Origin of the sequence: Arthrobacter sp. SDTb3-6 (assembly GCF_013376095.1) — a bacterium.
In the GTDB taxonomy this organism is placed as follows: Bacteria; Actinomycetota; Actinomycetes; order Actinomycetales; family Micrococcaceae; genus Specibacter.
The window spans coordinates 1-16,504 of sequence record NZ_JAAMFN010000021.1 but is presented as its reverse complement, the minus strand read 5'-3'; the positions used below and the strand labels follow the sequence as shown (position 1 = coordinate 16,504).

10 protein-coding genes are annotated in these 16,504 nt (G+C 67.5%); 8 read left to right on the top strand and 2 right to left on the bottom strand.

Going from position 1 to position 16,504, the window contains the following annotated elements:
* The first annotated feature begins 196 nt into the window (after positions 1-196).
* The 6 genes from G6035_RS11460 to G6035_RS11435 all read left to right on the top strand — a co-directional run bounded on the left by G6035_RS11460 (position 197) and on the right by G6035_RS11435 (position 11,285).
* Positions 197-1,033 (top strand): type IV toxin-antitoxin system AbiEi family antitoxin domain-containing protein, encoded by an 837-nt coding sequence (locus G6035_RS11460; protein WP_176617226.1) that lies wholly within the window; start codon positions 197-199, stop codon positions 1,031-1,033.
* Between the two features lie 356 nt (positions 1,034-1,389).
* Positions 1,390-1,971 carry a 50S ribosomal protein L25/general stress protein Ctc gene (locus G6035_RS11455; RefSeq protein WP_176617225.1) on the top strand — a complete coding sequence of 194 codons (582 nt, stop codon included), beginning with the start codon at positions 1,390-1,392 and terminating at the stop codon, positions 1,969-1,971.
* A 10-nt stretch (positions 1,972-1,981) separates the two neighbouring features.
* Entirely contained in the window at positions 1,982-2,566 is a 585-nt protein-coding gene (gene pth, locus G6035_RS11450) for an aminoacyl-tRNA hydrolase (protein ID WP_176617224.1), read from the top strand.
* Between the two features lie 230 nt (positions 2,567-2,796).
* On the top strand, positions 2,797-5,454 hold the full coding sequence (locus G6035_RS11445; protein ID WP_176617223.1) for a LuxR C-terminal-related transcriptional regulator: 2,658 nt from the start codon (positions 2,797-2,799) through the stop codon (positions 5,452-5,454).
* Complete coding sequence (locus G6035_RS20620; protein WP_371130986.1) at positions 5,451-8,345, top strand: LuxR C-terminal-related transcriptional regulator; 2,895 nt, start codon at positions 5,451-5,453, stop codon at positions 8,343-8,345. The genes G6035_RS11445 and G6035_RS20620 overlap by 4 nt, the downstream gene beginning before the upstream one ends.
* A 222-nt stretch (positions 8,346-8,567) precedes the next feature.
* A complete protein-coding gene (locus tag G6035_RS11435; RefSeq protein ID WP_176617222.1) occupies positions 8,568-11,285 on the top strand; it encodes a LuxR family transcriptional regulator in 2,718 nt (905 codons plus the stop codon).
* Here G6035_RS11435 and cysC read toward each other — a convergent pair.
* Both cysC and G6035_RS11425 read right to left on the bottom strand, forming a co-directional pair.
* Complete coding sequence (cysC, locus tag G6035_RS11430; protein ID WP_176617221.1) at positions 11,248-12,609, bottom strand: adenylyl-sulfate kinase; 1,362 nt, start codon at positions 12,607-12,609, stop codon at positions 11,248-11,250. The genes G6035_RS11435 and cysC overlap by 38 nt on opposite strands.
* Entirely contained in the window at positions 12,599-13,573 is a 975-nt protein-coding gene (locus G6035_RS11425; RefSeq protein WP_256127918.1) for a sulfite exporter TauE/SafE family protein, read from the bottom strand. The genes cysC and G6035_RS11425 overlap by 11 nt, the downstream gene beginning before the upstream one ends.
* 500 nt (positions 13,574-14,073) lie before the next feature.
* Between G6035_RS11425 and G6035_RS11420 the strand changes: the two genes are divergently transcribed.
* Positions 14,074-14,970 (top strand): hypothetical protein, encoded by an 897-nt coding sequence (locus G6035_RS11420; RefSeq protein WP_176617220.1) that lies wholly within the window; start codon positions 14,074-14,076, stop codon positions 14,968-14,970.
* Positions 14,970-15,791 (top strand): 3'(2'),5'-bisphosphate nucleotidase CysQ, encoded by an 822-nt coding sequence (locus G6035_RS11415; protein ID WP_256127917.1) that lies wholly within the window; start codon positions 14,970-14,972, stop codon positions 15,789-15,791. Before G6035_RS11420 ends, G6035_RS11415 begins: the two co-directional genes overlap by 1 nt.
* Positions 15,792-16,504: the final 713 nt, after the last annotated feature.

Sequence of the window (16,504 nt, the reverse complement as noted above, 5' to 3'; positions counted from 1 at the left end):
TAGTCCACTGGCGCCAAACCGGCCATGGGTCCGGAGCATAAGCCAACTGTCCGGCTTTTATGCTCCGGATTCGTGCCCGGGTTCTGCGCATAAGGTACGCCGTCCATGCCTCCACATGCTGGGTGGACGCCATGCTCTTCCACAATTACGACGACGGGGCTGCCGCGGCCGCCGGCGTGTGGACACCATGGGTGGCATGGAGAATTCAAAGGCACTCAATTCCCGCTCGGTTGAAGAGGAAGTGGCCTGGTACGGCAAGGTTGCCCGGCGCAAGGACCTGCTGGTCCGGGGATGCACGCCCTGGGCCATGAAAAAGGCCGAGGACGCGGGGCAAATCCAACGGATCGGCCGGGGCTATTATGCGCTGCCGGACGCAGATCCCCTTGATGTCCGCCTTGCCCGGCACCAGGCGCGGCGGACATGTTTCACGAAGGCTGAACAACTGGGCCTGTGGATTATCAAGTCGCCGCCCGTGCCGCATGTGGCTGCGGCCCACGGGCGGCCCGTTCCCGGATGCGTGGTGCACAAGGTCAGCGGGCAGCAGACCCTGATGGACATTCTGCGCCAATGCGTCAAGTGCGGTTCCGAGGTCGACGCGCTCGTGGTCCTGGAGTCCGCGGTGGTGCTGAAGGAATGCACCATTCCCCAGCTGCGTGCCGCATTTGCCGGACGGGAGGACACCCGGGGGCGGGCCGTCATTGACATGATCGATCCCCAGTCGATGTCCATCGTTGAAACCGTGGCCAGGTACTACGTGCGCAAGGCCGGGCTTAACGTCCAGGGCCAGTTTTACGTACCCGGCGTTGGACACCTCGACCTGCTGGTTGAGGGCATCCTGGGCGTGGAAACGGACGGCGCCGAGTACCACAACACGGCCAAGGGATGGGCTGAAGACCTGCGACGGGACAACCTGCTCGTCGTCAAGGGAATGTGGTGCCTTCGCATTCCTGCTGCCGTTGTGCTGGGCCGCCCCGACATCATGCTGGGCTGGGTGCAGCAGGCCCTGGCGATGATCAATGGCTCGCAAAAATAGGCGGCGTTCCGGTTTTTATGCGCCGGACCGGGGGTGGGTTTGGCGCAGCCCGTTCACTGGAGCCAAACCGGGAGTGGGTTTGGAGCATAAGAAAAGTTCCGTGCCCTTATGCGCCGGACTGCCATGTCAGTCCGGCGCATAAGGTCCGGCAGCAGCCCAGCAGCCCAGCAGCCCAGCAGCCCGCGCCCGAGCCCGCGTCGCTCCCGCCGCTGCCGCTCTGCTAAACTTGCACGGTAAACCTTGGCGAGGGACGCCCACGCGGCGTCCGTGATCGACTGGGTCCCACAGCTCCTTCACGTGTGTCGGATTGTGTTGACCTTTTTAGTCCACGCCTACACCACTGAAGGAGCATTTTCATGTCTGACTTGAACCTCACTGCCGAACTCCGCAGCGAATTCGGCAAGGGCGCTGCCCGCCGCATCCGCCGCGCAGCCCAGATCCCCGCAGTCATCTACGGCCACGGCGCCGAGCCGCTGCACATCGTCCTGCCGGAGCGCGCCACCGTCCGCGCCATCCGCGGCGCCAACGCCCTGCTGACCATCACGGTCGCCGGCGAAAAGCACCTGGCCCTCGTCAAGGACGTCCAGCGCGACCCCGTACTGCAGATCGTCGAGCACATCGACCTGCTGACCGTGAAGAAGGGCGAGAAGGTCATCGTTGACGTCCCCGTCATCATTGTTGGCGAGCCGGCCCCGTCCGTCGTCGTGAACCAGGAAGAAATGTCCGTCAGCCTCTCCGCCGACGCCACCGACCTGCCGGCCCACGTCGAGATCGACATCAACGGCCGCGCAGCCGGCGAGCACGTCCACGCCAGCGACCTGGTCCTGCCGGCCGGCGTTGAGCTGCTGACCGACGCGTCGCTGCTGATCGTGCACCTGGCCGAGCCCGCCGTTGTGGCCGAAGCCGAAGCCGTCGAGGAAGCCGCGGCAGCAGAGTAGCCTCCACACAATGGGCAACACCTGGCTGGTAGTCGGGCTCGGGAATCCCGGGCCCGGCTACAGCCGCAACCGGCACAATATTGGCTACATGGTGGTTGAGGAACTTGCCTCCCGCCTCGGCGCCACCTTCAAGACCCACAAGGCGCGCGCCCTCGTGGCCGAGGCCCGCCTGGGCATTGGCGGCCCCAAGCTCATCCTGGCCAAACCGGGCACCTTCATGAACCTGGCTGGAGGCCCGACGGCGGCACTCGCCAAATTCTTCGACGTCCCGCCCGACCATGTGGTCGCCATCCACGACGAAATCGACATCCCTTTTGACACGGTCAAGTTAAAACTGGGCGGCAGCGAAGGCGGCCACAACGGCCTGCGGGACATGTCCCGGGCCCTGGGCACCAAGGACTACTACCGCGTCCGTGCCGGCGTGGGACGCCCGCCCGGCCGGTCGGATGCCGCCAGCCACGTGTTGAAGGATTTTTCCTCCACGGAAAACAAGGACCTGCCGTTCCTCATCGGCGCCGCAGCCGACGCTGCCGAGCAACTCATCATTGACGGACTGGTTTCCGCCCAGCAAAAATTCCACGGCGCCGGGGGCTGAGCTGCCCCAAATGCGGTGCCCGGGGAGGCGGATGGTGCTTCACGGATTGTTATCTTGCCCACAGACGACGAAATATCGCTGTTATAATCGGCTTTAGTCACAGACGTGCGGATATTGGGGTTCGCACGGGTCCCTCGTGGCAAAGGGGTTGTTTGGGCATGACAAGCGTGTGGGGAGACGTAGCACCTCAACGTAACAACGGGCGGGAGCTGCGGTCTCAGCGGAGGGCCATGGGTGCCGAGGAACGGCGCCGTTGGTCTTCCTTGGTGCGGCAGGACGCCGTCAACGCAGTCATGGGCCACCTCCACAACGCACATCTTCAAGGCGTGGCCGTCATCGGTCCCGGCGGGGTGGGGAAAACCACCTTGTCGCGCCGGGTTGAGGAACGGATCCTGGCAACCACGCACGTCATCCGCCTTTTTGGCAGCGGTTCGGACACCGACATACCCTACGGCGCCTTCAATGTCCTGATGGCCAGGCTGAGTGACCACCAGCTGGAGACGCCCGCGGCCGTCCTGCAACTGTTGGTGGACCTAATCAGGGACGATGCCAGGGGCCGGCCCGTGGTCATCTTCCTGGACGAATTGCCCGGCATTGACACGGCGAGCATGGGCGTCCTGATGCAGCTGGTGCTCAGCGGCACGGCCAAGCTGCTGGTCACGGTGCGCAGCACGGCCGAACTGCCGGAGGACCTGGTCTGGATGGTCAAGGACGGGCTCATGGCCACCGAGCGCATCGACGTCTTCTCACGGGCGGAGGTGCGCATCTTGCTGTCAAGGGCCCTCGACGGCGCCGTGGCCGAGTCGGTCGTGTCCACCTTTTACACCTCCAGCGCCGGCAATCCGCTGGTGCTCGAGGCCCTGGTGCATGAGCACTACACCAGCGGGACGCTGCGGCAGCACGGCGGCGTCTGGGTGCTGGTGGGGCCGCGGCGCACCCCATCGGGCAACATTCTGCCGGAGCTGGTCAGGTCCAGGCTGGCCCGCCTGCCGGAACCGGTGCGCGTCGGGCTGGAAAAATTCGCGCTGCTGCGCAAGGTGCCGCTGTCGGTGGCACTGCGCGCACTGGGCCCAGAAACCGTGTCCGAGCTCGAGGAACGGGGGTTCCTGTCCATCAGCCCGGGGCTGAACAGCACGGTCACGCTGGCCGAGCCGTACATCGGCGAAACCCTGCGGAACCAGCTCACCGCGGATGAAAAGGCCGTGCGGTTCCAGGAAATGTCCGGGGTGCTGGGGCTGGACCCGGCCTCCATGGACAAGCAGCAGCTGCTGACGTTCGCCGCCTGGGTCCACGACGCCGGCATGGTCCTGAAACCAAAGGCCGCGCTGGCCGCGGCCCGCGCTGCGGTGAACTATTTTGACCCGCAGCTTGCCCTGGCGTGCTGTGCCCACATTCCGCGCGGACACGCCCGCGAAGTCCAGGCGGCGCAGGTCCGCAGCCAGGCGTATGGGCTCCTGGCGAACTACGCCAAGGCCGTGGAGGCGCTCGACGGCGTTTCCCCGGACGTTCTGTCGGGCCTGACCTTGAAGGAGTACGCGGCCTGGGCCGCGGAGCTGTCAAGTTCGCTGCTCTGGGTGCCGGACGGTTATTCGCGAATTGAAGAGCTCCTGGCCGACCTCGCCTGGCGCATTGAACAGGCAGACCCTGGCGATGAGGTGACCGTCCGGGCAGGGAAGCTCCTGAAGTTGGCCCGCTTTGAGTTCCAGGTGCATCGCGGGGAGTTTTCGCAGGCCGGACCCGAGCTTTTGGCCGGCAGCAAGGACCCGAGTGACCGGCAATACCGGCTTAACTGCACCAGCATGCTGGCCATGGTCCTGGTCACAACTGGCCGCGAGCTTGACGCGATGGCCCTTTCGAAGGCCGTCCGCGCGGAAACTGCCGAACACGACGTGGTGCTGCGCCGCGGGGACTGGCACTTGAAGGCCCTGATCCTGGCCTTGACATGGACAGGGCAGTGGAGGGCCTGCGAATCAATCATGAAGGATGCCGTTGAGCAGACTTCCCACCTGGCACAGTACCGGGGCGGAGTCATGGAACTGGCACTGGGGCTGGCTTACGTCTACGCCGGGCGGGGGGCACAGGCAGCGGACGTGCTGCTTGTGGCAGCAGCCCAACTGGAAATCCGCGACACCTACAACAGCCTGGAATTGGTCTACTCCGCCCTGGCATTCGCCTTTGCGCAAATTAATGACGTGACAAGTGCCCGCCGCTACCTGTCGAAGGCCGGCAACACCGCACCGCAAACCATGTGGGTGAACCGCTCCATGGCCGAGTTCTTCCAATTGATGGCCCTGCGCTGGCTGGATGACCCGCATGCCGCGGCGAAACTAGTCGCCAGCGCGGAAATCGACATTGCCAAGGGCCGCTTCACCTCCGCCTCCATCAGCCTTTTCGGGGCCACCACCAACGGCACCAACGAGCAGTACCGGCTGTTGGAGGAAACCTCGCTCAAGCGGCAGGGGCCCATGGCCGCCGTGAACGTGGCGCTGGCCCGGGCCCACCGGAGGGGAAGCGCCGCCCTGGCGCTGGAAGCCGCTGAAGGGGCGCACGCCCTGGAGCTGGCCGCCGTCGAATCCAGGTGTGCCGTGGTGGCCCTGGACCTGGCCCGGAACGCCGGCGAAGCGCGCCTGTCCCGCGAGGCCCAGCGCCGCCTCGACGCGCTGGCGCAGCAGGTCCCGGTGCTGCCTATCATGCCCCACCACGCGGCGGTCCCGCTGACCGCGCGCGAACGGCAGGTCGCCGCGCTGGCCGTCAAGGGCATGGCCAACCGCGAAATTGCCTCCCGGATCGGCGTCTCCATCCGCACCGTCGAGGGCCACCTGTACCAGGTTTTTGCCAAGGTGGGCATCACGTCGCGTTCGGAACTTGAGCAGGGGATGGATTTGTGACGGGACCCGGCACACCGGCAGGCAAACCGCGGACACTGCTGAAACCGCCGTTCTGCCGGGAGAGCGAACTGGCCGACATCGTCTCGGCCATCCGCTCCGAGGGATGCCGGGCCGTCTTCGTCACCTCCGAAAACGGCTTTGGCGCGTCCACGATCCTGCGCGAGCTGGCCGCCGTCGCGCGCGAGCACGTTCCGGTGCTGTCACTCCGCGGCTCACACTCGCTGGCGAAGGTCCCGTTTGGCGTCATGGCGCCTTATTTTTCCACGGTCGACGGCGGCTCGGCGAGCATCCGCATGGCCGTGCTGCGGGCGGTGCTGGCAGAACTGCGCCGGAGGCAGGAAGGGCTGGCGCCAGCCGCCCAGGCCCGCCCGGAAGCAGGCCCGGACGCCGCCCCGGCCAGCCAAGGTCCAGCCCCCGCCAGCCAGGACCTGCCCCTCATCCTGGTCGACGACGCCCATGCCATGGACCCGGCCACGGCCGAGCTGATCGTCAGCCTGGTCCGCTCCGGGACGGTGAACCTGGTGGCGACCCATTGGAGCCACCACAGGCTGCCGGATCCGCTGCCCAAACTATGGACCGCGGGGATGGCGGAGAACATTGTGCTGGGCCCGCTGGACCAGGAACAGGCGCACGCTTTCTGTGAGGCCATGCTGGGCGGGCGGGTGCTGCGGGCCACGGGCTGGCACTTTTGGTCGTTGTCCGGGGGCAACCCGCTCTTCCTGCGCCTGCTGGTGACACAGGCCGTGGAGCTCGGTTCGCTGGCCAGGCGCAGCGGCAGCTGGTCGGTTGACCCGAATGCGCCCATCCACAGCCCCGACCTGGAGGAGGCGGTGCGCCGCGAGCTCCGTGGCATTTCCAAGACGGCCTCGGAGGCCCTGAACCTGATAGCACTTTCCGAGCCGGTGGAGGATGCCGCCATTGAGGAGCTGGTGGGCCCCGCCGCGGTCCGGGAACTGCTGGACTGGCACCTGGTCCAGTACGGCGCCCCGCCCTCCCGCCTGCTGGGACTGGCCAACCCCATCTACGGCGAAGCGGTGCGGGACATGGTGCCCATGACGCAAAGCCGGCGGCTCCACGAACAGCTGATCGGCCGCCTGGACGACGATCCCGTCAACACCGAGGCAATGCTGCGCCGCGTGGTGTGGGCCCTGGAGATCGGCATTGAGGTCCCCGACGACAGGCTGCTGGCGGCCGCCGTGCTGGCCAGCAAGATCCACCAGTCCACCACGGCGCTGGAACTGGCGAACCAGATCCGCGGCCGGGACCACCGGCTCCGCGCTACCGTGGTGAGGGCGCGGGCGCACTACAACATGGGTGACTACCAGGGCGCCCTGGCCCTGATGGAATCGACGGTCCAGGAGTCGCGGAACCACCAGGAACTGCTGTTCGGCAGCCTGTTGCGCGCCTCCACCCGGTCTGCCCTGGGCATGCCCGTCGATGCGCTGGCCGGGGATGCCGCCGTCCTGCGCAGCAAGGGTGAGGAACTGGCGCAGGCGAACCCAGCGGAGGCCGAGGCCATCAGGGGCCTCAGCGAGTCCGGGGCGCTGCTGATCGAACTCATGATGCTTTCGCGCCAGGGCCACTATTCGGCCATGGAGGCGCCCATGGCGGGGGTTGTGGAAAGCGAAGGGATGAGCGAGTCAGCCATCCGCCTGAACCGTGCCATGGTCCTGACCATGGACTCCGAGCGCCTGACCGCGCAGGGCTTCCCCGAGCAGGGCATGGCGCGGGCCGCCGAGGCCTATGCCATTGAGCACGAGGAGGACAACGACGTCTTCTTCCTCCCCGAGACCATCCTGCTGCGCCACCTGGCCGCGGCCATGTGCTGCGGGGACTGGCAGGGGGCGGCAAAGGTGCTGGAGGAGTTTTCCCTGGAAGACGGCCCCGTGGTGTTCTCCTTCGGCGGCGGCGCCAACGTGGTCCGCGGCATGGCGTTCCTGCGCGGGGGCAAGGTTGCCGACGGCCTGGACCTGCTCCTGGCCGGTGTGGATGCCCTCAGGCTCAGCGACCCGCAGCAGCTGCTGGGCCTCTGCACTGCCATGGCGGCCTACGCCGCGGCCAGGCTGGGGCGGTGGGAGCTGGCGGAACAACTGGCCGGTGCCTACGTGGAAGGGACCGGGATGTTCGTGGTGCTCTCGCACGAGCGCGCCTACCTGGCTGCCGCGCGGTACTTGTTGAGGCACGACGCCGGGACCCCCGTTGGGCTGGTGGCCCTCGCCGACGCGGCACTCGCCGAGGGCTCCACCACCCTGGAACTGAACGCACTGGCCCTTGCCCTGGAACTCGGCGATGAAAGCGTGGTGCCCCGGCTGGAGCGGGTGGCGTCCGGCGTCGAGGGCCAGTGGGCACGGGCCCTGTGCGGGTACGCCTCGGCACTGGGGGCCGGGGACGGACAGCTCCTGGCCGCGGCAGGTGAGGCGCTGGCTGCTGCGGGCCTTTTCGGTTTTGCCGAGCGGGCCCTGGCGTTGTCGGTCCCGCTGCTGGCAGGGGCCGGAAACCAGGAGGACCTGCGCCGTGCCCGCGAGGGCCTCCGCAAGGTGGCGGAGCGGCTGGGAATGCCGGAATCCGGCCGTGTCCGGGGCACCACCCCAAAAACACCCGCAGCAACGGCGGGACATACAGCGGCGGGACATGCGGCGGCGGCCACGGCGCGGCATACGGCGGGGCAGACAGCCGTGAAACCGGCGGGGCACGCCGGAGGGCCGGAGTCGACCAGGCTGACACGGCGCGAACGCGAGGTGGCCACCTTGGCTGTGGACGGACGCACCGACCGTGAAATCGCGGCGCAGCTGAACCTCTCCATCCGCACCGTGGAGGGCCACCTGTACAGGGTCTACGCGAAATTGGGCGTGGGCGGCCGCGAAGACCTGCCCGGGATCCCGCTGGAATAGCGGCCGCCCAGGGGATGATGCGGGGCGGAAAGCTGCCCGGGTACGGGTGTGGCGGCCGCTCCACTTGGTCAAAAACAAGTACACTTGCGCGTCGCCGCCGGGCTGAGTACTTGGAAGTCGAGTAGCGACCACTCGTGTCAACGCGGCCGCGGCTTCATAGTCTATTCATTGGGCATTCAAATGACTCTTGTTAGTGAATAGAAGGTCTCACCCGTGGCACACATGACTACTGCATTATTTGCAGGCACCAGAAGTCAAAGGGCTGTTCCTGGCAGCGAAGTCGAAGGTGCCACGGCTGCGCTGGGCCGCGAGGCCGTGGTCAACTCGGTCCTTGAAGAGCTCCGCAACGAGGAGAGCAACGGCGTCATCCTCGTGGGGGATTACGGGGTGGGCAAAACGTTCATTGCCCGCGAGATCATTGAGCACATTGGCCCGGACGTCCTGGTGCTGTCCCTCCGGTGCACTTCCGTCACCGCCAGGATGGAGTTCGGGGCCCTGAACCCCATCATGGCCGATCTGGGGGAGATGCCGCCCGACAACCCCTTGGTGGTCCTGCGCAGCGTGACGCAGCTTCTCAAGGACCGTGCCAAGGGACGCAGCATTGTCCTCTTTGTGGACAACATCCACCAGGCCGACGAACGCTCCGCCATGGTCATCACGCAGCTGGCCGCCACGGGGGTGGTGTTTTTGCTGGCCGCCAGCGAGTCGCTTCCCGCGGCGCCTTCCGAGATCGTGGGCCTGTGGCGGGACGGGCTCATCAAACGGGTGGACGTGGATGCGTTTACCGAGGTGGAAACGGGGCAATGGCTGGAGGCGCTGCTGGGGGCGAAGGTCTCCAAATCGGCAGTCCGGGCGTTGTGGGCCGGGGGAGGGGGCAACCCCCGGTTCCTGGAAGTCATCATCCACGAACAGGTCACCGCGGGCACGCTGGTCAAGCGGGAGGGGATCTGGATTGTCACGGGTGCCCCCTTTGCCTGCGGCCCCGGCAGCATTGACACCGTCATGGCGGCCTTCCGGTCCGTTTCCGCGGGGGAGCGCACGGTGGCCGAATTGCTGGCGCTGTCCGGGGGGCTGCCGCTGAACCAACTGATGGCCCTGTGCGACGGCGAGCACGTCGATTCATTGCAGCAGCGCGGCTATCTGGTGGTGGACCACCACGAGTCAGCCACGGTCAGGCTCGCCAACCGGCTCATGGAACAGGTGCTTCGCGCGCAGGTGCCCACGGGGCACAGCCGCGAACTCCTGGGCATGGTCCAGCGATCCATGGACAGCGCATCGGGGCCGGGCGGCATGAGCTTCGACCTGGCCGCGTGGGCGATCGACTGCGGCATCCCGCTCGACGACGAAGCCGCCATTGCGGCGGCACATGACGCCACCACGGCCGGCTTTCCCGGCGAAGCACTGCGGATTGCCAACACCGTCTCCCGCCGTCCGCGGCAGGCCGGCAGGGTGACCGAGACAGTCCGGGCGCTGGTGGCCCTGGGCGAATATGCCAAGGCACGCAGTGTGGCGTTTGACCCCGACCTTGAGCTTGGCCACCTGCCGCTCGCGGAATGGACGGAGCTGATGCTGCTGCGGTGCGGCCTCTCCCGCGGGCAGGAACATGCCGGCTTCGATCCCTTTGACATCCTGGAGCAGGTCCGGCAGCGGCTCGACGCCGAGGAAGCCGTGGCGGGTCCGTCCGGCGGGGATGTGCCCGGGAACGCTGGGGACGGGACCGTCCCCAGCCTCCTGGGTGAAGAGCTGGCCATGGCGACGGTGAAGCAGTTGATGCACGCCGGCCGCTACTATGAGGCCGCCCTGGAGCTTGAACGGCTGTACCGCAACGGCAGCAGCGGGATGCGCACCCGGGCCGCGCATTGGCTGGTGGGAGCCTGGATCCTCACCGGGCGGGTCACCGACGCCTTCAACGTTGCGGAGGAAATTGGACTCCGCGAGCTGCCTCCGGACATGTCCGGGGACATTCCCAGGATTTCAGACTCCGCACTGATGTTCGCCGTGGTGGTCTCGCTGACGGCCGAGGGTCCCACCCCGGGACTGTCCCGCGCGCCGGCCTGTACTTTCGTAGGGGCACGCTTCACCGCCTATGAGGAACTGGCGGAAGGACTCGTGGACGCCTGCTGCGGCAGGGCGGACAAGGCCTTGGAACACCTGGTGCCCGTGGCCAGCCAACTGGCCCAGCTGGGCGAGTCGGGGACCCATGCGCTGGCGTGCGCAGCCATCGCGTATGCCTATGCGCTGAAGGGCGACATCGACATTGCCTGGCTCCACTTGAACGAGGTGCCCGCCGCCCCCGCATCGTCGCGGCTCGTGGGGGTGGGGTGCAGGTACTTCGTGGAGCTGGCCACGGCCGAGCTGTCCTCGGCGGACAAGGCAATCGTGAGGCTGCTGGCCATGGCCGACCAGGAACGGCAATTCCGTACGGCCACCGTGGAGATGATGTTGTGCCACGCCGCCGTGCGGCTGGGCAGTGCCGTGAGTGCGCAACGGCTGGTGGCTGTTGCCAGCCGGGTGAAAGGCCCGCTCTCACGGATTTGTGAAGCATTTGGCAAGGGCCTCATGGCCAGGAATGTCACCACGCTGTTGGAGGCCGCAGGGGCGGCCGCCAACCAGGGGGATGACCTTTTGGCCCGCGATGTGGCCCGCGCGGCATTGCGGATCGCCAATGAAAACGCAGACAGGGAAGGCGGCCGGCTGGCCCAGCAGCTCATCCGTGAGGGTGTGCTCAGGCTGGGCCGTGTCCGGGTCACGAGCGAAGACGGCCAGGTGCTGACCGTCCGGGAACAGGAGATTGCCGCCGAGGCTGCCTCCGGGGAAAGCAACAAGGCAATCGCGGCCAAGATGCACATTTCGGTCCGGACCGTGGAGGGCCACCTGTACCAGGTCTATTCGAAACTGCGGGTCACGTCCCGCAACGAGCTGCGGGCGGCCCTGGAGTAGCCTGACGGGCTGCGCCGGCCGGGCCCTGGAGCAACCGCACGATCTGCTCCACCGCCTCCCCAACCGTGATCCGGCTCGTGTCCAGGTGAAGGTCGGCATCCTGCGGATGGTCGTACGGCGAATCAATCCCCGTGAAGTCCCGGACCTCGCCGCGCCGGGCCATGGCATACAGGCCCTTCCGGTCCCTGGCCTCACACACCGGCAGGGGCGTTGAAATATGCACCAGCACAAACCGGCCCACGCCCTCCGCCATGGCCCGCACCTGCCTGCGCGTTTCGTCAAAAGGGGCAATCGGGGCGCAAATGGCCAGCCCGCCCGCGGCCGCGACCAGCGACGACACCCAGCCGATCCGGTGGATGTTGGCCTCCCGCTCGTCCCGGGAGAAGCCGAGTCCCGGCGAAAGGATCCTGCGCACGTCGTCGCCGTCGAGCAGTATGGGCGGTGACGGTGCGTGCCGTTGCAGCCGCTCCGCCAAGGCGCGGGCCACGGTTGACTTGCCCGAACCGGAGAGGCCGGTCAGGAACACCACGGTGCCGGCCGGTGCCGGGGTGCCGCCGTCGTGCCGGTTCCCGGCGCCGTCGTGCCGGTTCCCGACGCCGGTCCGGGACCGGCCGGGCGTCGAACCGGCAACCGTGTAGTCCAGGGTGTGGTCCGCCCCCAGGTTGGCCAACACCCGCTTCCTCAGCACCCGGTCCTGCGGGGAAGGGCCCACCGGGTCTGCGGGCAGCACCAGCAGGCCTGTCCGGGCCCCGTCGATGTGGGCTGCCGCGGATTCGAGTTCGTGCAGCAGCGGTGCAACGGTGTACCGGCCGTGCGGCTGCGGTCCGCAGAGGGCGATGAGCCAGAGAACGGACTTGGCGCGCAATGCCGTGGGCATGGCCTCGGCCAGCTGCCACGGCCGGGGCGTCTCGGAGAACACGGCAGCGACGGTCCCGGGACGGCCAGGGCCCATGGCGTGCAGGGGCCCGGTCACGCGCAGCCTGCGGGCCGGCGGGTGCTCGGCGCTGCGCAGGCCCGTCAGGCGGCCGGCCAGGTACAGGGAGCTGCCGTCGGCGGAGGCCTGCGAACCCTCCACGCCCAGGCGGGCCAGCGGTGTCCCGTCGGGGTCGCCCACCAGCAGCCAGCCCCGGGCAACGGCGTCGCGCCCCAGGTCCGGCGGGACGGCCAGGGTGAGCGGTGCGGGCCAGTGGCCGGGGACGGCGTGCGGCAGGCAGTAGCCGTCGGCCGGGGCCAGGAGCCCGCCGGTGAGCAGTTCCAGTTCATCGAGGCGTGCGCCGGAGAGGGCCAGCACGGCAGCGGGGGCCCCGGATTGTTCAGTCGCCATGGTGGGCAGTGCCCCCTTCCGCCGGGCCGGTGCCTACAGCGGCGGCCGCCCGGCGTCGTCGGTTCTCCGTGGTGGCCAGGGCCGGCAGGCCGTGCCGGCGGCGCACCGCCATCCACGCCAGCGGGGCCGCAAGCAGCAGCAGTGCCAGCGCAATCGCCGTTGCCTGGTCGGGAAAATCAAGCATTTTCAGCCCGGAGGCCAGCAGCACAAACGCCAGGGCCCGCCTGATGAACCCGCCGGACAGCCTGCTGGAGAGCTGGGCCCCCAGGTACACGCCCGGGATGCTGCCCAACAGAAGGGGAACGGTCAGGGCCAGGTCCAGGTCCCCGAACAGGGTGTGCCCCAGGGCGGCCGCAGCCACGAGCGGGACGGCCTGAAGCCGGTCCGTCCCCACCAGCTGGCTGGCCTTCATGGCCGGGTACAGCGCCATCAGGCCGATGATGATGATGGATCCGGAACCCACGGAGGTCATGCCCACCACCACGCCGCCAAGCATGCCCAGCAACACGGTGGGCACCGGCCGGGGACGAAGGCCCGGGGGCGCGTCCGACGCCGGCGGGCCCGGGCGTGCCGCGGACCGTTGGACCAGCTTGAGGTAGGAACGGACGGCCAACAGCGGCGCGGAAAGCAGCAAGGCGCCGCCCAGGGCGTTGCGCACACCGTCCTGCACGGCGTCGCCCGGACCCATCCACTTCAGGATGAGGACGCCGCCAAACGCCGCCGGCACGGAACCCGCCGCCAGCCACTTGACCAGCTCCAGGTTCACCGTCCTGCGGCGCAGGTGCACCAGCGAGCCCACGGGTTTCATCACGGCACTGGCCACCAGGTCGCTGGACACGGCAGCCAGCGGGGGCACGCCAAAAACCAGCACCAGGGCCGGCGTCATCAACGCCCCGCCTCCCATGCCGGTCAGGCCAACGACGATCCCCACACCGAAGGCGGCGGCTCCCATCCAGATGTCCATATCCGGAGATTGTGCCAGCCCGGCCGGGCACCGGAAATGCGTAATTTTTGCCGCTCCCGAGTGGTGGGCACGAGGGGCCCGGGCCCCTGCCGGGGGCACCCACGCGGCAATCGGTGGACGGCGGGAGCGAAGCAAGTAGTCCCGCATGCCGTCCGCGTAGCAGCCGGGCTGAAGTCGAGTGAAGGCTACGCGTGTGCAGCGCGGCAGGCCGCAATAGCGTTGAGCCATAGCAACTTTTCGATACGAATCGTCGGGTCTCAGGGGGTCTTGGGAATGCTGTCTGGCAACTGGAACCACAATTGGCAGACGCCCCAATCCATCCCCTTCGCGGCCCTGATTCGCGATCCCCGCACCCGAGCCGTTCATCCCGGGAAATACCTCCCAGTGGATGGATTGCTCCCCAGGTCGGGGCCGGCGGCGGAAAAGCCTTCTGAGACCAAGGCTTTCCCCCAGCCGTCGCCGGTCCCCCGTTTCACCGTCTCAGATCCCAGGGGACTGCCTTGAGCCCCCTGGACGGCCCCGCTGATGCGGCTGCCCAGGAAAAAACCGGCCGGGCACAACACCCGGCCGGCCTTCGATCCACTGCCCGCGAGTCCGGGGCCCCCTGGGCCGCACGCTACCGGTACCTGCTGTGGGCCTCAGACATCATTGTGCTGGCCGCCGTCCTGCTGCTGGCGTCATTCCTGCGGTTTGGCGCCGCCGGCGGCCACATGGTCCTCGGCCCGCTGAAGGTTGACTACGTGCACCTGTCCTTCGCCGTGGCCGTCCTGTGGCTGGCGATCCTCAGTGCCTACCGCAGCCGCGATGCCCGCGTGGTGGGGATCGGGCTGGATGAATACCGGCGGGTCACCTCGGCCACGGTGTCCGTGCTGGGCACCATGGCCATGCTGGCGCTCGCGTTTGAGCTCGAAGTGGCCCGGGGCTACATTGGCCTGGCGCTTCCGCTGGGCATTGCCGGGCTCCTTGTCTCTCGCTGGGGCCTGCGGCAGTGGCTAACCCGGCAACGGCAGTTTGGCCACTTCCTCTCCCGCGTCATTGTCCTGGGCCGCCGCGGTGACGTGGAATACGTGATCGGGCAAATCCAGAAAAAGTCCGGGGCCGCCTACGAGGTCATCGGGGCCGCCCTGCCGGAGGGGAACCGAAAAAAATTCCTGGAGGTGGGCGGCCAGGGCATACCTGTCGTGGCCTCGATCCTGACCGCGGTCAAGGCCGTGGAGCGGCTCAACGCTGACGCCGTGATTGTGGCCGGGCCCGTGAACCGGGGCAGCAAGTTCCTCCAAAGGCTGGGCTGGGACCTGGAAGGATCCGCCACCGGATCGGTGGTGCTCCTGCCCGTTTTTGCCGTGGTGGCCCGCGGCCCGGCCGGGATGCATACCATTCCGAAGGGGGCGTACTAATGACGGTCCACCAGATAGTGCAGGACCCTGGCAGACGGGTCCTGGCGATGCTGCGCACCTGCCAGGACCAGGCGCTTGCCGTCAGCCTGGCCCGCGACGCCGGCGAGCTGCTGGTGCAGTTGCAGGAACATGCTGCCGCCAGCCACTTGTCCGGCCGCGCGTTGAAGAACACGGGTGACGCCATGTCTCAGGAATTCCTGGACTCGGCGCTGCGGCGTGAGCGCCCGGGTGACGTCATCTTCTCCGAGCAAGCGGCGGACAGCCCGGAGCGCCTATCGGCCAGCCGGGTCTGGATCATCGACCCGCTGGACGGAACCCGGGAGTTCTCCGAAAGGAGACCGGACTGGGCGGTCCACGTGGCCTTGTGGGAAAGCGGGCAGCTCGTGGCCGGCGCGGTGGCCGTGCCAGGCGAAGGCTGCATGATTGGCGACGGACACCGGCAGCCCATTCATGGCGGCGGCCGCCGGGACCGCCTGCGCATCGCGGTTTCCCGCACCAGGCCGCCGGACTTCGCGGAACGGCTTGCCGAATATCTCGAGGCCGACCTGCTGCCCATGGGCTCGGTCGGGTACAAGGCCTGGCTGGTCACCACCGGTGAAGCGGACGCGTACGTCCATGCCGGAGGGCAGTACGAATGGGATTCGGCAGCGCCGGTGTTTGCAGCATGCGATGCCGGCATGCACGCCAGCAGGATTGACGGCTCGGCGCTGCTGTACAACCAGGCGGTGCCGTACCTGCCTGACCTGCTGCTGTGTCAACAAGACATCGCCGCCCTGATGCTCCATGGCCTTGCCTGGGTGAACCAAGGCACCGACGAGTGAAACCCTCCCGGGGGGCAAGAACAAGACGTGAACCATGCTTTTGACGCGGGCCCAAGCCGGCACAATTCCCAGCTGCTGGTTTTGAAAGAGGAGGCCGCCTACAGCATCCGGGGAGTGGCGGCCTTCGCGCGGGACGCAAACGGTAGGAACCTCGTCTATGAGGGCCGCGGCGGTGCCAGGAACCGGTTCCAAACGCCTGTCGTCCAGCAGGCCTGAACTTGATGTCTGGGACTACATCACCCAGAAGGAATCCGCCGTCCCGCCCATCTATTATGCGCATCGGGGTGCAGTCTCCGAACGGAACGGCATGTGGTTTGCGGCCAACCGATTCTGCCCGCCCACCTAGGGCGAACCCACGTCGGTCAGCAACGTGTAGTAAAGGACCGTGGAGCCCGCCACCCTGGACGTCCCCTTTCAGGAAATCGACCCGACCGCCTCGCCGGCCACAATGTAGTACTTCACCGAGGAGCTTGGGTATTCCAAGGCGCTGTTGTCGTGGATGACCGCTTTCACCGATCTGGGCTGTATCCGGACCCGATCGAGGAAGTGGCCGCGCAACACGGAGCCGAGCTGCCGGGCGCTCCTGGCGCAGGAGAATACGATAGTGGCGCGGACGAGCTGTGCAGGTTCGTTATCTATAACCGTTTTGCTTAGACGATATGGAAGAACGGGTGGGCGGTGTCATACCCTCGAAGCAACGAGTTGGTTGATTG

Coding starts and splice junctions, on each gene's coding strand:
- G6035_RS11435 (WP_176617222.1), top strand. CDS start 8,568: ATGACTACTGCATTATTTGCAGGCACCAGAAGTCAAAGGGCTGTTCCT.
- G6035_RS11445 (WP_176617223.1), top strand. CDS start 2,797: ATGGGTGCCGAGGAACGGCGCCGTTGGTCTTCCTTGGTGCGGCAGGAC.
- pth (WP_176617224.1), top strand. CDS start 1,982: ATGGGCAACACCTGGCTGGTAGTCGGGCTCGGGAATCCCGGGCCCGGC.
- G6035_RS11460 (WP_176617226.1), top strand. CDS start 197: ATGGAGAATTCAAAGGCACTCAATTCCCGCTCGGTTGAAGAGGAAGTG.
- G6035_RS11425 (WP_256127918.1), bottom strand. CDS start 13,573: ATGGACATCTGGATGGGAGCCGCCGCCTTCGGTGTGGGGATCGTCGTT.
- G6035_RS11415 (WP_256127917.1), top strand. CDS start 14,970: ATGACGGTCCACCAGATAGTGCAGGACCCTGGCAGACGGGTCCTGGCG.
- cysC (WP_176617221.1), bottom strand. CDS start 12,609: ATGGCGACTGAACAATCCGGGGCCCCCGCTGCCGTGCTGGCCCTCTCC.
- G6035_RS11455 (WP_176617225.1), top strand. CDS start 1,390: ATGTCTGACTTGAACCTCACTGCCGAACTCCGCAGCGAATTCGGCAAG.